This is a genomic window from Moheibacter sp. (genome assembly GCF_049672845.1).
Classification (GTDB): Bacteria; Bacteroidota; Bacteroidia; order Flavobacteriales; family Weeksellaceae; genus Moheibacter.
In genome coordinates, this window is the sequence record NZ_JBATWT010000006.1 from 104522 (window position 1) to 124820 (window position 20299).

Genomic DNA, 20299 nt, shown 5'->3' on the forward strand with positions numbered 1-20299 from the left:
TAAAGACCTGAAGGAATTCTGGCCGACAGGTCTTGAAAATTCAATTATTTTGTTACTTCCATCAGTTTTTTGTTCAGTTCCAAAGCGGCTTCACCGACTCTTGGTCCGAAATTGGAAATCAATCCACCGTCCATGGTGATGATGGCCTTGTTTTTTCCTGCATTGGTTTGTTCTACACCCGGAACTTTGAAAATTCCATCGTTTCCGCCTAAACTCTGAACGCCGGTTTCAAACATCAAAATAACATCCGGATTGCCCTGAATAAGCGACTCGGGCGTCAAAGGTTTGAAATCTGCAAATTCAGTGATGGCATTTTCAGCGCCGGCGATTTTAATCAAAGCATCCATCGGAGTTCCCGTACCGGAAACATTCAGCATATTTGCGCCACGTGCATAGATGAACAAAACCTTTGGTTTTTTCTCGAAATTTTGGATCAATGCAATGTCCGCATCGATTTTATCGTAAAGATTTTGATATTCATTTGCACCAATGATTTCCGCTACTTGTTTGATCAAATTTTTCGCTCCATCCACCGAAAATTCCTGACTGATGATTTCTGTTTTAATCCCCGACTCCTCAATTCTTTTCATCAATTCCGGATTGCTGTCATTTTCTGAACCGATGATCAGGCTTGGGTTAACCGCCATAATTCCTTCAATCGTCATATTCCTTCCTACGTGACCTAAATCTTTGGCCGTCAAATCAGCCGGGTACGTACTTGTTACATCACGACCCACAATCTGATCGCCTTTTCCCAAAGCGGCAATCGTCTCGGTGATGGCTCCGTTCAGTGAAACAATTTGGTGCGAACTCGTTTCTTCTGAAGCCGTTTCAGCAGGCGTTTCTTTGTTTTCTGTTTTGCATGAAATCGCTGTAAATGAAACAGCAATTGCAATTAAGAGCGTTATCTTTTTCATTAATTTGAAAGTTTTAATTTTTATTAAATCTAAATAAACGCAAAACTAAGAATTTAATCCCGATTGAAATCTGCCATTCGTCATAATCCTTTCATTTTTTCTGAAATTTTTAACGAATGATAGGTATCAGCTCGGTTCTTTATCTCAATCCGTTTTTATCTCCTAAATTTGTAGGTGATGAAAAGGTTGGGATTACTTTTATTGATCGTGGGAAGCGCAATTACTTTGATTTGGTGGATGAAAAATCAATCCAATGATCAGCTTTTTGAAGTAATGAAAGTTCCTGAATTTGGATTGACCAATCAAAACCATCAAATCATTACCGAGCAGGAAATGTTGGGAAAAGTCTATGTGGTCGAATTTTTCTTTACGAATTGTCCTACGATTTGTCCCATCATGAAACAAAATCTCATCGAAGTAGAAAAAGAAATCAACAGTCCCGATTTTGGTGTGATTTCCATAACCATTGACCCGAAAAGAGATACGCCCGAAACCCTGAAAATTCACAAAGAAAGATTGCAAATCCAAAATCCAAACTGGCACCTGCTGACCGGCGAACGCGATTATATTTATGAATTGAGCCGTGGTTTTAATATTTATATGGGCAAAGACGAAAGCACCGCAGAAGGTTTGAACCACAGCGGGAAACTGGCTTTGGTCGATAAAAACGGAAAAATTCGTTCGAGATACGGCGCAAACGGCGTCCCGATTTTGTATTATTCGGGTTTAAATTATTCAGATCCCGAAGGACGAAATGAAAGCCTGGCAGGAACCTACCACCCGGAAATCGAATGGTTGAAAGAAGACATCAAAAAATTATTGGAAGAATAAATTCCACGAGATTTAAATTAAAACATCAATATGAAAACAATTCAAATTATTACCGCAGTCGTTTTGGGAATGAGTATTTTCTCTTGTAAAGAAAATTCCAAAGAAGTAGAAATTCATCAGGCAGACGATCAGGTGATGCATTCAGTACATAATCTGGATGTAGAAGTCGATAATAAGTTCGATCCGATTTGTGGAATGGAAACCGCCGGACATGTTTCGGACACGATTCATTATGCCGGAAATGTATATGGATTCTGCAATCCGGGATGTAAAGAAGAATTCGCGAGAAATCCGGAAACCTATTTGGATAAATTGAATTAACCCGAAAGGAAATTCAATGAATTAAATTTTTCATGTTACATTTTAAGGCTTTTCGATACTAATTTGGAAACCGAATTTTGTAGATTCGGATTTTGAAATCGATTAACTATGGAAAAAGTATTGGAAATCAATCATCTCACCAAGAAATTTGGAAAATTGACTGCGGTCAATGACCTGAGTTTTTCGGTGGAGAAAGGAAATGTTTACGGCTTGCTCGGCCCGAACGGAAGTGGGAAATCCACCACGTTGGGAATGATTCTTAATGTTGTAAACCCCACCGAAGGAAACTGGCGCTGGTTTGGGCAGGAACATTCAACCGAATCACTGAAAAAAGTCGGAGCCATCATTGAACGTCCGAATTTCTATCCGTATTTATCGGCCGGAAAAAACCTCGAAATCGTCGCTCAAATCAAAGGAGCCGATTCGTCTAAAATCGATGAGAAACTTAAAATCGTCGGACTTTTTGAACGCAAAAAAGACAAATTTTCTACTTTTTCTTTGGGAATGAAACAAAGGTTGGCAATCGCAGCAGCCTTGCTCAACGATCCTTATGTTTTAATTCTGGACGAACCTACCAATGGTTTGGATCCGCAAGGAATTATTCAGATCCGGGAAATCATTCAGCAGATTGCGGCCAATGGAACGACCATCATTCTCGCGAGCCACCTTCTGGACGAAGTAGAAAAAGTTTGTTCGCACGTCGTGATTCTGGAAAAAGGAAAAACCCTTTACAGCGGACGCGTGGACGAAATGACCGCAAGTTTTGGGTATTTTGAAATTTCTTCGGCCAATAATTCTTTGCTCAAGCAAACACTTGAATCTTTGTCGGCATTTGAAACGGTCAAAGAAAACGGAAATCATATCAAAGCGATTTTGCGAGAAGATTTAAAACCAGAAGACTTGAACCGAATGCTGTTTGAGAAAGGAATTGTACTGACTCATTTGGTCAAAAGAAAAGAAAGTCTGGAAAACCAATTCCTGGAATTAACCAAAAATCTGAACTGATATGCTGCGACTACTTAAAATAGAATGGAATAAAATTTATTATTACAAAACCGCAAGGGTTTTTACGATTTTGTATTTTATATTATTGTCAATAATTGGAGGCTCTTTTTATTTAATTTTTGGTTTTATACTGAAAGATCAGTTGGGTTTTTCAGTAGATTTATCAAAAACAGGATTTTTTAATTTTCCCGTGATTTGGCAAAACATGACCTATTTATTAATTTTTGGAAAAATATTTCTTGCTGTCATTATAATTACCAATATTACAAATGAGTATTCAAATAAGACGCTGAAACAGAATTTGATAGATGGATTAAGTAAAAAGGAATTTTTAACTTCAAAATTACTTACGAGCATGTCATTAGCAATTGTTTCCTCAATTTTTGTATTGATTATCTGCCTTGCTCTTGGATTGATTTATTCTTCAACAACAAATAATTTCTTAGACGGAATTGGATACGTGGGTGCATATAGCTTGAATTTGATGTTCTTTTTAACCTTCTGTTCATTTGTAGCTTTTGTGACCAGAAAAAGTGCTTTTGCTTTACTATTTGTTTTTATTTGGTGGGTAACTGAGTGGGGTTTAATCTTAACGGAAATTTATATAAGAAAAGAATTAGTAAATGAAACTCTGACGGAAAACACATTGATTTTCACACAATATTTACCGCTAAGTTCAGCATCAAGTTTACTTGATTTCTCTAATGTTAATATCTCTGGTTTCATGATGGGAGGAACAATATTCACGTACTCAGATATTGATTGGAAGTTCATAATAGTTACCCTCATTTACATAGCCATTTTCACTTTCTTGTCTTTCCGATTGTTGAAAAAACGCGATTTGTAATTGAAGAATTAATTCTTAGAAAGCAACTTTGACAAAGTTATATATACTATGAATAGAACTTTGTCAAAGTTTTGTCTATTCTCCATCCACAGACACCCTTGTCCATTTGTTCTGAAACTTCTATCTTCGCAAACTATGCAGATGGAAAATTTTCAAGAGTTAAAACAACTACTCTCGCAACCCAAAAAAATCGTCTTAATTCCGCATCGTAATCCGGATGGGGATGCCATTGGCTCCACTTTGGCCATGTCACATTATCTTGCCAAACTCGGACACGAATGCGAAATTATTGCACCTAATGACTTCCCGAAATTCCTGAAATGGATGGAAGGTGCCAGAAAAATTGGGATTGCCGAATACAATCCTGCAAAATGCCGAATTCAAATCGAAAAAGCCGAACTGATTTTTATTCTTGATTTCAATAATATTTCAAGAATCGATGAAGTAGGCGACTGGCTGCAACGATCCACCGTTCCCAAAGTGATGATCGACCATCACCAAGACCCCGATCAGTTCGATTATATGTATTCCGATGTGAATTTACCGGCCACTTGTCAAATGGTTTATAATTTCATCGAAGCCATGGGACATTTGGATTTGATTGACAAAACCATTGCCGAATGCATCTATACCGGAATTATGACTGACACCGGAAATTTCCGATTCCGCAATACTTCGGCTTCCACACACAGAGTAGTGGCAAATCTTTTTGATAAAGGAATTGAAGTCGATAAAATTTATAACAACGTATTTGACACACAGTCTCCAAATCGTTTGAAATTACTTGGGCTCGTGCTCGAATCGCTTCAGGCAATGCCCGAACATAGAACGGCTTATATGCATCTGACGCGTGAAGAACAATTGGAATTCAGTTCCCAAAAAGGCGATACCGAAGGCTTTGTGAACTACGGTTTGGGGATCAATAACTTTGTGTTTTCCGTGATTTTCATTGAAGACCAACAACATGACTTTATCAAAATTTCATTCCGTTCCAAAGGGAATTTCGATGTGAATAATTTCGCAAGAAAACACTTCAACGGTGGAGGTCATATCAATGCCGCCGGCGGACGTTCCGATTTAAATATGGAAGAAACTATTCAGAAATTCAGAGAATTATTGGATATTTACAAAGAAGAATTAGAAGAAGTTACACTTTGAAGTATATAATAGCCATTATCGCGATTTTCGCATTGACTGCCTGTAAAAATAAGGTGGTTCAATATCCGGTCAGTTATGAAGACGACCGCGCAAAATTCATGGAATTTTCTCAAGATCGGAACAAACAGATTTTGAATGAGGATAACGAGTTGATCCAGAATTACATTGATAGTTTAAACTTGGAATTTAAACGAACTTCTTATGGCTTCTGGATTTCCAATTCAGGTGAATCCACACCTACCATGGCCAAAACAGGAGATGTAGTAAAATACGAATACGAAGTTCTAAATTTTGATCACGAAGTAATTTATTCGGAAGAAGAAAACGGCGAACAAACCATCATGATGGGACATGCCGACATTCCGAGAGGAATTCAAATCGCACTCCAAATGATTGAAAAAGGAGATTCTGCCACCGTATTGCTTCCTTCTTTCTTGGCGTACGGAGGGTATGGAGATCGAAATAAAATCCAGGGAAATGAACCTTTAATTTTCAAAATTCAAATACAGGATATCAGGAAAAATTCGAGATAAAATGAAGAAAATAATAGCAATCATGACGATGGCAGCTTTTATGGTAAGCTGTTCTGTCAAAATACCAAATTCAATGAGCAAAGAAGATTACAACAATTTGAAAGACGGCTTATATGCCCAGATGGAAACCAATATGGGAAATATGACCATCGAATTATTTGAAGAAGACGCTCCGCTGACGGTGGCCAACTTTGTAGGATTAGCCGAAGGAACAAAAGAAAACCAAGCAAAACCTTTGGGGACACCTTATTACGATGGAATTGTATTTCACCGCGTAATCAAAGATTTTATGATCCAAGGTGGCGATCCCGACGGAAAAGGAACCGGAGGACCGGGTTATAACTTCGAAGACGAGTTTTATTCCGACAAGAAACACGATAAAAAAGGAATTCTTTCCATGGCCAATGCCGGACCGGGCACAAACGGAAGTCAATTTTTCATTACCGAAGTTCCAACGCCTTGGCTAGATGGACGCCACACCATTTTTGGACAAGTTATCGATGGTTTAGATGTGATTGACAGCATCGCCAATGTAGAAAAAGGGCCACAAGACCGCCCGGTAGAAGATGTAGTCATCAACCACGTTCACATCATCAAAAAAGGTGATAAGTATAAAAATTACGATGGTGGAAAAGCTTTTGAACAAGCCAAACTCAAAGTAGAAGAAAAAAAGAAAGAAGCCCGCGCAAAATTTGAATTAGAAGTTCAACGTCAAAAAGATTTGACAGCCAAAGCTTCCAAAACCGAATCCGGTTTGATGTATTTTGTAGAGAAAGAAGGAAACGGAGCCGTTCCAGCGCACGGTGAAGAAGTTCAGGTGCATTACACACTTCGTTTAAATGACGGAGAGGCTCTGGATTCATCTCACGATAGAAATCAACCTTTGAAGGCAGAAGTAGGCGTAACAGGTTTGATCCAAGGATGGATGGAAGCCCTGACGATGTTTAAAAAAGGATCCAAAGTATTTTTGATCATTCCACCTGAATTGGGGTATGGCCCACAAGGAGCCGGTGGAGTAATTCCACCAAATGCGACTTTGTATTTCGATATGGAAATTCTGGATTAATCAAAGAATTAAAAATATTCATAGCCTGTCAGCTTTCTGAATCTGACAGGTTTTTTGTTTTCAATCCTTATATTTGTCTGAAATGAATAGCCCTAGCAGGGTTCTAAATCCTGTTAGGGCTATTTTCGCAAATTAGCAATGTTGCTTTTCATAATTAAGAAGCTAAATACAGTCGGATTTAATAAATTATCTTTGTCAATATAGAATTCGCAAAAAATAATTTAAAATAGAGAAGTTGATTTTTAAACAAATTAAAGTCTATGAATACATATTTAAACCAACTGATTAAAATTAAATTTTCAGATAAAAAAGAAGTAGAATCAGGCTTGTTGATTGATTTTAATGACGAGTGGATATTATTAAAAAGTAATCCGGTTGATTATATCATAGATGGTTATTGTATAATCCGAAATAAAAATATTTCAAAGATTATTTCTGATGATAAAACAAAGAAAATTGAAAAAGCTATCATTCTAAAAAATATGTCAGTTTCTGAAAATGATAAAATTCCAATTAATGACATAAAAACCACCTTTGAAGAATTGAATAAAAGATTTGGAATTTTTCAGTTTTCTAAAAAATCAGATAATGTAATTTATCCGGGACGACTGAAGAAGATTAGTGAGGGTAAATTGACAATTGAATGGATAGATTTAGAAGCAAATTGGTCAAAAAAAAGAATATTTAAACTTGACGGAATCAGAAAAATTGAATTTAATAATGATTATTTAAATTCGTTAAAATTGCTAGCAGATAATAAGTAATGAAAATATCCGAAATCACACAAGAACTGGAAAAATTAGCTCCGCTTGCCTATGCGGAAGGATTTGACAACGTCGGACTTTTGGTGGGAAATCCAAACGCAAAAATCACCAAAATTCTCGTCACGCTCGATACCCTGGAATCCGTGGTGGATGAAGCCATCGAAAAAGGAGCAAATCTTATCGTGAGTTTCCATCCAATTATTTTTTCGGGAATGAAAAAACTGACCGGAAAATCTTATGTAGAAAGAGTTGCCCAAAAAGCCATCAAACACGACATCAATATTTATGCGACACATACGGCTTTGGATAATTCTCAATTTGGCGTGAATCATCAGATTTCCAAACAATTAAATCTGCACAACACCAAAATTTTAATTCCGCAAAAAGATACTTTACGTCATTTGGTAACGTATGTTCCGGTCGAATCTGCCGAAAAAGTCCGGAATGCTTTGTTTGAAGCAGGCGCAGGATTCATCGGGAATTATGACAATTGCAGTTTCAATTTAAAAGGAACCGGAACTTATCGACCCGTAGCGGGAGCCAATCCTTACAAAGGCGAAATAGGTAGAACCGAATTTTCAGAAGAAGAAAGAATCAGCATTGTTTTCAATAAACATCGGGAAAATGAGATTTTCCGAGCGTTGAGAAAAGCGCATCCGTACGAGGAAATTGCCTATGAATTGTTCCAATTGGAAAATACCAATCAAAATATTGGGATGGGAATGATTGGTGAATTGGAAAATGAAATGGACGAAGCAGAATTTCTAAACTATTTGAAAGAAAAAATGCAAACCCAATGCATTCGTCATTCGAAATTATTAAATAAAAAAATTAAGAAACTAGCTGTTTTAGGTGGTTCAGGAAGTTTTGCCATCTCAAATGCAAAGCAAATCGGAGCCGATGTTTTCATTACGGCCGACTTGAAATACCACGATTTTTTCCAGGCAGAAAACCGGATTTTATTGGCAGACATCGGACATTATGAATCGGAACAATTCACAAAAGATTTATTAACTGCTTATCTATCAGAAAAATTTCCTAATTTTGCAGTCCTAAAATCAGAGATTAATACGAATCCTGTTCATTACACATAAGATATGGCAAAAAAAGATCAGCAAAAAGAAATGAGCGTAGAAGAAAAATTGCGCGCATTGTATGATTTACAATTAATTGACTCACGTTTGGACGAAATCCGCAATACCCGTGGCGAATTGCCATTGGAAGTGGAAGATTTGAGCGACGATGTAGCTCAGATGGAAACCCGAATCCAGAAAATTGATGACGAAATCAAGGAACTGGACGGTGAAATCAAATTGAAAAAGGAAGCCATCAAAAATTCCGAAGCTTTGATTAAAAAATATGCCAAACAGCAGGACAACGTGCGTAACAACCGTGAGTTTGATTCTTTGGCAAAAGAAGTTGAATATCAGGAGCTTGAAATCCAACTTTCAGAAAAAAGGATCAAAGAATTCAATGTGAAAATCGAACATAAAAAGCAAATTCAGGAAGAAATCAATGCCAAATTGGATTCAATGAAATCGCATTTGGAACATAAAAAATCTGAATTGGATGCGATCATCAAAGAAACCGAGAAGGAAGAAGAGTTTTTGGTTAAAAAGTCTGAAGAATTTTCTGCGGCATTGGACGAAAGACTTTTCAAAGCGTATAAAAGAATTCGTACCAATATGAAAAACGGATTGGCTGTGGTTCCGGTTCACCGTGATGCATCTGTCGGTTCGTTCTTTACAATTCCGCCCCAAAGACAGATGGACATTGCGCAACGTAAGAAAATCATTTCAGACGAACACAGTGGCCGAATTTTGGTGGATGCTGAATTAGCACAAGAAGAAAAAGAAAAAATTGATGCGCTTTTGAAATAATTTATTTCAAATTAGCTAAAAATAGAAACCGTCTCATTTCAAAATGTGACGGTTTTTTTATGGATGAAATTAAATTCTAATTTTAAATAAATTAAACATAAACATTTTAATGAAAAAATTAATTACCGGCGTTTTCCTCCCGACTTTTTATTCGGATTTGACTTTCCTATTCGGGGTTGAGAAGTTTTCTTTTTATAGGTTTTCTTGAAAGAAATTTCTTTTACGGTTTCTTTTTTAGGCTTTTTATTTTTAGGTTTTTTAGTTTTCTTTTCTTCAATATTTTTTTCAGAATTTTCAGTCAAAAGTTTAAGTTCAGTCAATTCTTCCTGTGTCAGATCACGGTGTTGCCCAACACCCAGGTTGAGCGTTAAATTCATCACACGGACGCGTTCCAGTTTTTTTACGCTATATCCAAAATATTCGCACATCCGCCGAATCTGCCGATTGAGTCCCTGAATTAAAATAATCCGGAAAACATTTGAACTTATTTTTTCTACTTTACATTTTTTGGTAACTACGCCCAAAATAGGAACTCCTTTTTGCATCCGTTCGCAAAAATCATCGGTGATAGGTTTGTCAACCGTCACGATGTATTCTTTTTCATGGTTGTTGCCTGCGCGAAGGATTTTATTTACGATGTCACCATCGCTGGTAAGTAAAATCAGACCTTGTGAATCTTTGTCTAAACGACCTACCGGAAAAATGCGTTGACCTAAGGATAGAAAATCTACAATGTTATCAGGGTCGGAAGAATCGGTGGTACAAGTAACTCCCACAGGTTTGTTGAGCATGATGTAGGCTGCCATCTCTTTATCTTTGGGTTCGATTTCAACATCATTGACGAAAACTTTATCGGATAATTTTATGTGTTGGCCTACTTTTGCAGTCCGACCATTGACCGAAACCTGACGGCTTTCTATGTATTGATCGGCTTCACGTCTTGAACAAAAACCACTGTCGCTGATGAATTTATTCAGTCGAATTCTATCTTTTTCCTCCATGAAAACAAAGGTAGTTGTTTTGTGGATGTACAAAGAAATTTCGTTGAGAAACGAATAAAGGATTGTTTTAAAAAAGAAAACCGTCTCATTTCAAAATGGGACGGTTTTTTTATACTTGTAAAACGCTGTTTTTTTTGATAAAACAAAATCTTAGATGTCATCAAAATCGACGTCTGTAAATGATTCTGTAGCCGCTTTCGGAATATCTGCTGCCGGAACCGCCGATTCTGAATAATTGTCATAATTTTTCTGATGGCGTTCAGAGATTACCTCTTCACCGCGTTCATCTACCACGTAAGAAGTAATTTCATCCAAGATGTTTTTGAAATTTCCAAAATCTTCCTTGTAAAGATAAATCTTGTGTTTTTTGTAGAAAAAAGATCCGTCCTCATTCGTGTTCTTTTTGCTTTCCGTGATGGTAAGATAATAGTCGCCGGCCCGTGTTTCCCTTACATCAAAAAAATAAGTCCTTCTGCCTGCCCGGAGCACCTTGGAATATATCCCGTCCGGTTCAGACCTTTCTAAGTTTTCATTTTCACTCATCATGTGTAAAATTAAGAAGTGTTAATACTTTGCTAACAAATCTATAAAAATTTCTTTAAAATTGAAATTTATCTTAATAAAATCAATGCTATAGTGCGAAAGTAAAAATTTGAGAATTTAATCTTGCTCGACCAATTGCTTTTTAATGAGCGAAAAATAGGCACCTTCATTTGCAACAAGTTCTGAATGTGTTCCATATTCCACGATTTCGCCTTCGTCAAGTACCAAAATATGATCCGCATTTTTGGCCGAAGAAATACGGTGTGTCACGATAAAGGTTGTTTTCTGATTGAGTTCACTCTGAAGATTTTTCAGGATTTCTTCTTCGGTTTCAGTATCAACGGCCGATAAACTATCATCAAAAACCAGTATTTCCGGGTCCTTGATCAATGCCCGGGCGATGGAAATTCTTTGTTTTTGTCCGCCTGAAAGCGTTACACCACGTTCGCCTAAAATCGTTTCATATTGGTCTTTAAATCCTTCAATGTTTTTATGGACAGCAGCTTTTTTGGCATATTTTTTTACGGCTTCGGAATCCTTTTCATCTGAAGCACCAAATAAAATATTATGCTGTATCGTATCGGAAAATAAAAATGCTTCTTGTGGTACAAAACCAATGGCTTCGCGAAGCGAATTCAGATTTAATTTTTCATAAGGAACTCCGTCAATCAGGATTTGTCCGGAACTGGGTTGAAGCAATCTTGCCAGCAATAAAACAATGGTAGATTTCCCGGAACCGGTTTTGCCCATAATCGCTAAAGATTTTCCTTTTTCCACCGTAAAAGAAACATTTTTCAATGCCTGGATTCCGGTATTTTTGTAAGTATAACTTACATTTTTAAATTCGATTTTACCCGAAACCGGCGTTTCATGCGCAACCAGATTTTCAATTTCCGGTTTCTGTTTCAGGAATTCGTTGATACGCGCCATGGATGCTTCGGCTCTTTGCACTAACATAGTGACCCAACCTAAACTTGTAAAAGGCCAAATCAGCATATTCAGGTACATGAAATATTGTGCGATTACGCCGATGTTTAGTTTGCCTTCATAATAACGAACACCGCCCATGTATAAAATCAGCAGGTTGCTGATTCCGACGATTAAAACCATCAAGGGGAAAAAGTAAGCTTCGGTTTGGGCAAGTGAAAGAGCCTTTTTCTCGTAAGCACCTGCTTCTTTCTCATAATTTTTCATCGTGGAATTTTCCGTGTTGAACGATTTTATCACCCGGATTCCCGAAAACGTATCCTGAACAATTGATGAAATTTCCGATTGTTGTTTCTGAACAGATATACTTTTTTTATTGATCGTCGAAGCAACTTTGTAAATCAAAAAAGAAAGAATAGGTAATGGCCCCAACGTATAAAGTGTAAGCATCGGATCAATGTTGATCATAAATGCCAGAATGATGGCAGCGCGTGAAATCAGATCCATCGGATACATGATTCCCGGGCCGAGATATTGTCGTACAAAAGCTACATCTTCGGTGATGCGGTTCATCAAGTCACCGGTTTTGTTCTGCTTGTAAAATGAAAGGGAAAGTTTTTGGTAATGCGAATAAATTTCGTTTTTCAAATCGTATTCGATATGTCGTGAAGTCGCAATGATCATCAACCGAACGCCAATTAAAAATAATCCCGCGACTATTTTTAGTCCGATGAAAAGCAAAGCGGCTTTCATCAATCCAGTTTTTACTGCCGAGAGATCATTCACATCACCCGACTGAAACTGTACCAGCAAGGATTCGATGTCGTTTATCGCACTTCCGACATAATTAATGGAAAGCACTGAAACGAAGTTTGACAGGATGATCATAACGAAGCCTGCCAATAGTTCCCAACGGTATTTCCAGAGAAATTTATTTAGCGATAGTAATTCTTTCACTGCGCAAAGTTACGTCTTTTTGATTACCTTTGCGGTCGCTAAAGCAGAATTAACGCAATTGAAATATGAGAAATTCAGCGGAAGTTTTGCATTGAAAAATTAAGAGAACAATATATGCTGGGAAGAAGACAACTTCGTGAGAAAGCTATGCAGGCCGTGTATGCCTGGAAAATGGCAGGAGAATATTCCGATCAAAGGACAATTGAGAAGAATATGCTGAAAGGAGTTGATGAGATTTATGATTTGTATATTTATTTGCTGAATCTTCTGAACTTTCAGAAAACGATTGCAGAAAATAAAATCGAACTTGCCAAAAACAAAAATTTTCCTACTGCTCAGGATTTGAATCCCAATCTAAAATTTGTGGATAATCCGATGTTCAGAATTCTGGATGAAAACGAAGAACTGAATGCCTATACATCCAAAAACAAACAACTTACCTGGGATTTGCTTGATACTTATCCGAATTCGATTTTCAAGGAAATTATTGCCAGCGAGGAATATGCCGAATACATGAAAAACGATAGAAATTCATTTGATGCAGACAAGGCATTTATAATGGATATCTATGAAAAATTTATCGCACCGAATGAAAATCTTCATGACTGGTTGGAAGAGAGAAATCTTCATTGGGCAGATGATTTACACATCGGGAATTCTATGGTAATGACCACTTTGAAATCATTTGTGCCTAAAAGTACAGGAAAAATCAAACTCTTCAAGGTTTACAAAGATGATGAAGACCGCGAATTCATCGTTGATTTATTCCGCAAAACAATTCGTCACAGCGATGATACCCGTAAAATGATTGAAGAAAAGGCAACCAATTGGGAGTTAGACCGTATTGCAGCAGTAGATTTAGTGCTGATGCAGATGGCTTTGACTGAATTTCATTATTTCCCAAATATTCCACCAAAAGTCACATTGAATGAATACATTGACTTATCCAAAATTTACTCAACTGAGAAAAGTAAAGTTTTTGTAAACGGAATTCTGGATCGTTCTTTAAAAGAATTAAATCAATAATTTAAGATTAATTTAAGGACGTTAACCAAATACTTTTAGTAATTTTATGGGCTTTAAATCAAAACAATAAAAATAGCGAACAATGAAGAATACAATTTTTGCTGCCGGAATTTTGGCAGTTTTCACTTTGGTTTCCTGCGAGAAGGAAAAAGCGTCTAACCTTTTTACCGATGCTGAAAAGCAACAACAGGCAGAAGCAGTAGTAGATCCTGCGACAGCAGCAGTTTTGACTTTTGAGTCAGAAACCTATGATTTCGGGAATCTTCCTACCGGTGCCAAAGTGGACCACTATTTCAAATTTACAAATACAGGTAAATCACCACTTATCATCAAAGATGCAAAAGGTTCATGCGGATGTACCGTTCCGGAATTCCCAAAAACACCTATTGCGCCAGGAGTAACAGATTCCATCAAAATTACTTATGATGCAGGAACTCAGGCTGGGAGACAACAAAAAACAGTTACTTTGACCACCAATACTGTCAAAGGGAAAGAAGTAGTTACTTTCATGGCAACGCTTCCCAACAACGCTGAAAACGCTAATGTTGTAAACTCATTGTCAGGAAATTAATTTTAAAGAATGAATAACTTAGCATATATATTATTACAGGCAGACCCCGGAGCTGGTGGCGGATGGTCAACTTTGATGCTTTTTGGCGGGATGTTTCTCATCATGTATTTTTTGATGATTCGTCCCAATTTGCGCAAGCAAAAACAGGAAAAAAAGTATCAGGAAGAACTTAAACGTGGTGACTGGGTGGTGACTACTTCAGGAATTCACGGAAAAGTTTTTGAATTGACCAACGAAACCGTGGTTTTAGAAACAGGTGCAGGTAAAATTAAATTTGAACGGGCTGCAATCTCAAAAGAATTGAGTTCAGCACGCTATAATGCCGGAGCCGAGAAAAAAGATTAAATAAAATCAATATTTTTTAAGCCGGAGTTTTAACTTCGGCTTTTTTTTGGATTAAAATGAATAATTTTAACATTTCAAATCAAATTGAATGAAAATAGTCGGACTTACAGGCGGAATCGGTTCAGGGAAAACCACCATTGGTAAATGGTTTCTGGAAGAAGGGATTCCTGTTTACAATTCCGACAGTGAAGCCAAAAAACTGATCAATGAAGATCTGCAAATCGTGAAAAGTTTAACAGGTTTGTTTGGAGAAGAAACCTATCAGAACGGAATTTATAATTCAAAATATGTGGCTTCCAAGGTGTTTAATGACAAAGAATTACTTGAAAACTTAAATCAAATTGTTCATCCGGCAGTTTTTCGTCATTTTGACAATTGGGTGAAAAACCAGACTACTTCTTTTGTGGTAAAAGAAGCGGCGATTTTGTTTGAAAGCGGTTCCTACAAAGATTGTGATGCAATTATTTCTGTGGTTGCCGACGAAGAAATCAGAATTCAGCGTGTAGCAGGTCGTGATGGTTCAAACCCGGAACAAGTCCGGAAACGAATGGATAACCAATGGAAAGATGAACAAAGAATTTCCTTATCTGATTATGTAATTTATAATAATTCAGATCTAAATGATTTGAAGAAAGAATTTGACCAAGTTTATAAGAAATTGTTAAAGCAATTTCAATCAAGTTAATTCAGTGTTAAAGCTGATTTTAACAAATTCCTAAATGCTATGTTTGTAGTAAGAAATCTATGAAAAAAGGATTCAATAAAATTTTAATCATACTGATGAGCGTTGCCCTCATCGGACTCATCATCATTCAGTTTTACTGGACGCAAAAAGTTTTTGTTTCGCATACAGATGAATTTAACGGACGTGTTTATCAGGCGTTGAATGCTACGGTTGAAGAGGTCAATAAACAGGAACTTTCGCAATATTATAAAAGATTTGAAACCGTTCATAATGATCTGAAAGCTTCGACCGACAAACCACAGGTAATGTCTTCACAGCTCATTCAGGATTCGGCCGGAACGACTTATATCACTTTGACGCGGTATATTCTGGAACGTTCCGTTGTGCCTTTGTCGGAAGAATACAATGATAGTCTGATCAGTGCCAATTTATATTCACAGGAAAAAGTAGTACGCATCCCCAAAGATTCGGGAGCAAATATGATTCAGAATCTAAGTCTGGATACCGAAGAAAACTTCAAGAATTCGACTTACACAATCGAAAGGCTTGCCAGACTGGATGCCGGGAATCGCCCCATAGCTCAAAGGCTTGATATAAAAATTCTCGATTCAATTTTTACCAAACAATTACGTCAGCGTGGTGTGCAGTCGCATCCACAACTGGCCGTTATCAAAGCAGATTCAACAGCTACCGAAGTGGCCACATCTGAATTCGATCTCAAAGACCGCGAATACACAATTCCGGTTTTTTATGATAACCACGACAAACCGCAATACCTGCTTACAACTTATTTCCCAGACAAACAATTATCCATACTTGGGCCGATTATTCCTATTGTGATGCTGACGATTATTTTTACGATTATCATCATTTCGGTTTTTTCACTGGCGATTTATTATATGCAACTGCAAAGAAAAATATCTGAAATCAAAACCGATTTCATTAATAATATGACGCATGAATTCAAAACACCGATTGCGACAATTAATATTGCGTCGGATGCTTTGAAAAACGATAAAATCATATCGGACCACGACCGCATTCGTTATTATGCAGACCTGATCAAGCAGGAAAATAAAAGAATGAATGCCCAGGTGGAAATGGTGTTGCGGATGGCGAAACTGGAGCGAAATCAGGTTGATATAAATCTTCAGGAAGTGAATATCAATGATTTAGTGCGGAAAAGCGTTTCTACTATGCGTTTTATAGTAGATAATTTGAATGGCACTATTTTTGAAGAATACGAGGCGAGCCGCTCATTGGTGGAAGGTGATTCCTTTCATCTTGAAAACACGATAAACAATATTTTGGACAACGCCCGAAAGTATTCCAAAGAAAATCCACAGATTTTTGTCAAAACGTACAACGAAGAAGGAAACATAATAATTGAAGTACGTGACCAAGGAATAGGAATGTCCAAAACGGTTTTGAAAAAGATATTTGATCAGTTTTACCGGGAAGAAACCGGCAATGTTCACAATGTAAAAGGACATGGATTGGGACTGGCATATGTTAGAAAAATAATTGAATTACACAAAGGGCAGGTGTATGCCGAAAGCGAAACCGGAAAAGGAAGCGCTTTTTTCATCAAACTGCCACTAAAATAATTGAGAACATGAACGATAAGCAAAAACTACTTTTAGTTGAAGACGATCCGAGTTTCGGAGCTGTTTTGAAAGATTATCTCGCTATAAATGATTTTGATGTGACTCATGCCGTAGATGGAGAAGATGGTTTAGCAAAATTCAAATCCTCTGATTATGATTTGTGCATACTCGATGTGATGATGCCCAAAAAAGATGGATTTACGCTCGGAAAGGAAATCAAAGAATTGAAAAGCGAACAACCCATTATTTTTCTCACAGCAAAAAACATGAGAGAAGATGTGTTGAACGGATACAAAATAGGGGCGGATGATTATATCACTAAACCTTTTGACTCCGAAATTTTACTTCACAAAATCAGAGCTGTCCTGCAAAGACATTCGGCTGATGAAGAGAAATTTGAACAAGACGAATTCAAAATCGGAAAGTTTCATTTCAATGCGAAATTACGTCAATTGCAAATCGGAAGTACATCGCATAAACTTTCACCAAAAGAAAGCGAACTATTGCGATTATTGGCCGTGTATCGAAATGACCTGATGCCGAGAGAAGTAGCACTGACCCGAATTTGGCACGATGATAACTACTTTACTTCCCGAAGTATGGACGTTTACATCGCCAAACTGAGAAAATATCTGAAAGACGATCCCAACGTGGAAATTGTCAATATTCATGGAGAAGGATTTAGGTTGTTGATATCTGAATAATTTTCACAGATAAGATCGTTTTAAATCCCTTTTCGTTTTTCGGAAAGGGATTTTTACTTATTGGGTTTTGGTTTAATTGGAAGGTATGAATTTAAGAAAATTTCAGATACCACAGGTAAAGTACTCCCCATTTTCTGTACCACAATTAGGCTGATTTAAGTTGAATTATTCTTTCAAATTTATATAGGTAGTATCCCACTAACTTGAGTCACACGATACAATCGTGCGGCAGCGAGGGAACAATCGTATGAGAGCAGCCGTACAAAATGAGTTAAAAATGCGACACTATATCTACGATGCCAGCGGAGAAAGAACCTTAAAAGCAAGCTCAAACTATACACAGGTTTATGAGAATGGTCAACCAACTAATGGAGGTGTCACGATGATCAGCTATACTACTTATCCAAGTCCGTATATAACGATCAGCAATGCAGCTGTCTATACCAAACACTATTTCGCAGGTACGCAGAGAGTAGCAAGCAGACCGATTGGAAGCGCTTCTATCTTTAACAGTAGTTTTTCCACACAGTTTGACGAACTGAAACTGAAGCAAATGGGGGACGCACAAGCCGTGGCCGACTCTTTGGAACTCGGTCAGATAGAAATGGATGAAGAAGACCTTGATCCGACCCCATTACCACCGGCAGTTTACTATTTCCACCCGGATCATCTCGGTTCTTCTACGGTCATTACAGACGGTGTAGGTTTTGCTTACCAAATTTTCTTAAATTTACCATTCGGTGCAAATGAGAGAAAAAGCCATGCGGTTTTTCTCGAAGTTTGCGAGCGTAGCTCTATGGCCGAGCAGAGACGTTCAGGGACATTTACCAATGTTTTCAAATTTAATGGTAAAGAACTGGATACGGAAACAGGGTTATACTACTATGGTGCGAGGTATTATAATCCGAGGATTAGTGTGTGGTTGAGTGTGGATAAACCAATCTATGACGGTACTTATTTGAACTTTGAACATCATGGAGGTTTTCTAAATTCTTTTAATCATGGATCTTATCTTTACTGTAGAGCGAATCCAGTATTATTTATTGATCCAGATGGCAATCAATATCTTACAAGGCATATTTATTATGATGAAAATGATAATATTATTGGAAGAAAAACATGGGATGACAAACATTATACTCAACCAGGATTTGATTTTAAAAATGAAAGAGGCGTTTATTATATTCATCATTATCAAGGCTCAAGAAAAAATATAGTTCAAAAAACTCAAACTAGTAAAATTGGAAATTGGGGACTTTATTCAGGATCAGGATCTATTACTTATGATGGCAGTAGTGATAATTATGATTTCTCTATGCAACCAGTAGATATTGCCGATGCAGTAGCAAAAGCTCATGATATGGATTATGCATGTGCCGCAAGTGCAGATTACAAAGGATTCATAGAGGACACAAGAACTTATGAAGCCGATAAAGCAATGGTGTTTAGAGCTAAATATATTATAGCAGGAGTTGATTACAGAAAACTCGGGTTGGAGGGTGCATATTCAAATGCATTAACCCCTGAAGTTAAAGATTACCTTGCAAAACAAAAGACCTTTATAAATATGTTAGCAAATTACAAGAAATGGCGTATAGACAACCCTAATATTAAAGGTACTATTGCAAATCAAAATGTTCATCTAGCATATAGGAAATTACGTCCTTTGGATGCAGATGTTTTACATGCTATACAGGTCAGTAAAGAAAAGGAAAATGAATAAAAAAGAAAAAATATTTATTGGAGCTTTGTTGTTGGGGGCTATAATTGTTTTATGTATTATTTATTTTTTAATAGAAGAAAGCTTAATTAAATATTTCCCTAATTTTCCCAATTAAGTAATATTGGATAAAGGCTCCGGTAGGGGGTAGTGTTTACTCTGTCAAACTCAAATAAAAAATGTTAAAATTTATAGAAACCTTGGATCAAGTGTAATAAGATGAGGATCAAAAGGTTTCTGTGAATCCACTACCGCATAAACAGTTCTGAGAAGTTTATTAGAAACATTGTTCATCACCAAGTAAAAATGTTTTCCCTCTAGCATTTTCCTCTCCCTATAAAGTTTAAATTCCTTATTGTGGATACAGGTTGTTTTAGCGCAAATATGCAACAAGGATTTAAGTTTTTTATTGGCTCTGAAGTGAATCCTGGATTTTTTAGCAATGTTTCCACTCTGATTTGGATATGGACATACACCGGCATAGGCAGCTGCTTTACGAGCAGAGTCGATTCGTTTAAAATTTCCTGTTGAAATAATCAACTCCAGCGCAGTTACCTTTCCAATGCCGGTGATGGAAGTAACCAGCACAAAATTCAGTGAAAGTTCATCAGAACTCTCAATAAGTTCAAACAACTGATCTTCTGTTTGTTTAATTTGTTCTTTGATGAAAGCACCTACTTGTTCTCTTATCCTGTTCTCAGCAATGGACAGATACGGATTTAGTTTACTCATAGTGTGAGAAGTATGAAGTGTTTTGAGTGATTTGTAAGTCCCCCGTTTTTCCGACAATTCAAAACTAAACAAATTACGCACTTCTTTTTAATTTAAATTCGATAGGTGAACAATCAGCTAAACTTGAATGTGGGTGATTATGATTGTAATCCTCCATCC

General features: G+C 37.0%; 22 protein-coding genes. 17 read left to right on the forward strand and 5 right to left on the reverse strand.

The window, feature by feature from the left end; all coding sequences use genetic code 11:
- Positions 1 to 44: 44 nt before the first annotated feature.
- Positions 45 to 917: a heme/hemin ABC transporter substrate-binding protein gene (locus tag WBF63_RS02085; RefSeq protein WP_424368035.1), complete on the reverse strand. Its 873-nt coding sequence runs from the start codon at positions 915 to 917 to the stop codon at positions 45 to 47.
- 177 nt (positions 918 to 1094) lie between these two features.
- Here WBF63_RS02085 and WBF63_RS02090 point away from each other — a divergent pair, with 177 nt between their 5' ends.
- From WBF63_RS02090 to WBF63_RS02135, 10 genes are all read left to right on the forward strand, one after another.
- Complete coding sequence (locus tag WBF63_RS02090) at positions 1095 to 1748, forward strand: SCO family protein (RefSeq protein ID WP_424368036.1); 654 nt, start codon at positions 1095 to 1097, stop codon at positions 1746 to 1748.
- Between the two features lie 30 nt (positions 1749 to 1778).
- The gene (locus WBF63_RS02095) at positions 1779 to 2069 is read left to right on the forward strand and encodes a YHS domain-containing protein (RefSeq protein ID WP_424368037.1); all 291 of its coding nucleotides are present in this window, start codon (positions 1779 to 1781) and stop codon (positions 2067 to 2069) included.
- Positions 2070 to 2177: 108 nt separating this feature from the next.
- Complete coding sequence (locus WBF63_RS02100; RefSeq protein ID WP_424368038.1) at positions 2178 to 3074, forward strand: ABC transporter ATP-binding protein; 897 nt, start codon at positions 2178 to 2180, stop codon at positions 3072 to 3074.
- Position 3075: 1 nt separating this feature from the next.
- Positions 3076 to 3921, forward strand: a complete 846-nt coding sequence (locus WBF63_RS02105) for an ABC transporter permease (protein ID WP_424368039.1) — start codon at positions 3076 to 3078, stop codon at positions 3919 to 3921.
- A 141-nt stretch (positions 3922 to 4062) separates the two neighbouring features.
- Positions 4063 to 5079, forward strand: a complete 1017-nt coding sequence (locus WBF63_RS02110; protein WP_424368040.1) for a DHH family phosphoesterase — start codon at positions 4063 to 4065, stop codon at positions 5077 to 5079.
- Entirely contained in the window at positions 5076 to 5612 is a 537-nt protein-coding gene (locus WBF63_RS02115) for an FKBP-type peptidyl-prolyl cis-trans isomerase (protein ID WP_424368041.1), read from the forward strand. The genes WBF63_RS02110 and WBF63_RS02115 overlap by 4 nt, the downstream gene beginning before the upstream one ends.
- A gap of 1 nt (position 5613) precedes the next feature.
- Positions 5614 to 6678 carry a peptidylprolyl isomerase gene (locus WBF63_RS02120; RefSeq protein WP_424368042.1) on the forward strand — a complete coding sequence of 355 codons (1065 nt, stop codon included), beginning with the start codon at positions 5614 to 5616 and terminating at the stop codon, positions 6676 to 6678.
- 260 nt (positions 6679 to 6938) lie between these two features.
- Complete coding sequence (locus WBF63_RS02125) at positions 6939 to 7442, forward strand: hypothetical protein (protein WP_424368043.1); 504 nt, start codon at positions 6939 to 6941, stop codon at positions 7440 to 7442.
- On the forward strand, positions 7442 to 8536 hold the full coding sequence (locus tag WBF63_RS02130; protein ID WP_424368044.1) for a Nif3-like dinuclear metal center hexameric protein: 1095 nt from the start codon (positions 7442 to 7444) through the stop codon (positions 8534 to 8536). Before WBF63_RS02125 ends, WBF63_RS02130 begins: the two co-directional genes overlap by 1 nt.
- Before the next feature lie 3 nt (positions 8537 to 8539).
- Positions 8540 to 9322: a zinc ribbon domain-containing protein gene (locus tag WBF63_RS02135; RefSeq protein ID WP_424368045.1), complete on the forward strand. Its 783-nt coding sequence runs from the start codon at positions 8540 to 8542 to the stop codon at positions 9320 to 9322.
- A 122-nt stretch (positions 9323 to 9444) separates the two neighbouring features.
- On the opposite strand, the gene rluF is transcribed toward WBF63_RS02135, so the two are convergent.
- From rluF to WBF63_RS02150, 3 genes are all read right to left on the reverse strand, one after another.
- Positions 9445 to 10323 carry a 23S rRNA pseudouridine(2604) synthase RluF gene (gene rluF / locus WBF63_RS02140; RefSeq protein WP_424368046.1) on the reverse strand — a complete coding sequence of 293 codons (879 nt, stop codon included), beginning with the start codon at positions 10321 to 10323 and terminating at the stop codon, positions 9445 to 9447.
- Between the two features lie 150 nt (positions 10324 to 10473).
- Complete coding sequence (locus WBF63_RS02145) at positions 10474 to 10866, reverse strand: PUR family DNA/RNA-binding protein (protein WP_424368059.1); 393 nt, start codon at positions 10864 to 10866, stop codon at positions 10474 to 10476.
- 117 nt (positions 10867 to 10983) lie between these two features.
- Complete coding sequence (locus WBF63_RS02150; RefSeq protein ID WP_424368047.1) at positions 10984 to 12750, reverse strand: ABC transporter ATP-binding protein; 1767 nt, start codon at positions 12748 to 12750, stop codon at positions 10984 to 10986.
- Between the two features lie 114 nt (positions 12751 to 12864).
- On the opposite strand from WBF63_RS02150, the gene nusB reads away from it, so the two are divergent.
- The 7 genes from nusB (at position 12865) to WBF63_RS02185 (ending at position 19411) form a co-directional block, all read left to right on the forward strand.
- Positions 12865 to 13776: a transcription antitermination factor NusB gene (gene nusB / locus WBF63_RS02155; protein ID WP_424368048.1), complete on the forward strand. Its 912-nt coding sequence runs from the start codon at positions 12865 to 12867 to the stop codon at positions 13774 to 13776.
- A gap of 82 nt (positions 13777 to 13858) precedes the next feature.
- Positions 13859 to 14347: a DUF1573 domain-containing protein gene (locus WBF63_RS02160; protein ID WP_424368049.1), complete on the forward strand. Its 489-nt coding sequence runs from the start codon at positions 13859 to 13861 to the stop codon at positions 14345 to 14347.
- 9 nt (positions 14348 to 14356) lie between these two features.
- Complete coding sequence (yajC, locus tag WBF63_RS02165) at positions 14357 to 14692, forward strand: preprotein translocase subunit YajC (protein WP_424368050.1); 336 nt, start codon at positions 14357 to 14359, stop codon at positions 14690 to 14692.
- 88 nt (positions 14693 to 14780) lie between these two features.
- The gene (gene coaE / locus WBF63_RS02170; protein WP_424368051.1) at positions 14781 to 15377 is read left to right on the forward strand and encodes a dephospho-CoA kinase; all 597 of its coding nucleotides are present in this window, start codon (positions 14781 to 14783) and stop codon (positions 15375 to 15377) included.
- Between the two features lie 59 nt (positions 15378 to 15436).
- Positions 15437 to 16984 carry a sensor histidine kinase gene (locus WBF63_RS02175; RefSeq protein WP_424368052.1) on the forward strand — a complete coding sequence of 516 codons (1548 nt, stop codon included), beginning with the start codon at positions 15437 to 15439 and terminating at the stop codon, positions 16982 to 16984.
- Positions 16985 to 16992: 8 nt separating this feature from the next.
- Positions 16993 to 17688, forward strand: a complete 696-nt coding sequence (locus tag WBF63_RS02180; RefSeq protein WP_424368053.1) for a response regulator transcription factor — start codon at positions 16993 to 16995, stop codon at positions 17686 to 17688.
- Between the two features lie 277 nt (positions 17689 to 17965).
- Entirely contained in the window at positions 17966 to 19411 is a 1446-nt protein-coding gene (locus WBF63_RS02185) for an RHS repeat-associated core domain-containing protein (RefSeq protein ID WP_424368054.1), read from the forward strand.
- A 186-nt stretch (positions 19412 to 19597) separates the two neighbouring features.
- Here WBF63_RS02185 and WBF63_RS02190 read toward each other — a convergent pair whose 3' ends face one another.
- Complete coding sequence (locus WBF63_RS02190) at positions 19598 to 20221, reverse strand: transposase (protein WP_424368055.1); 624 nt, start codon at positions 20219 to 20221, stop codon at positions 19598 to 19600.
- Between the last annotated feature and the right edge of the window lie 78 nt (positions 20222 to 20299).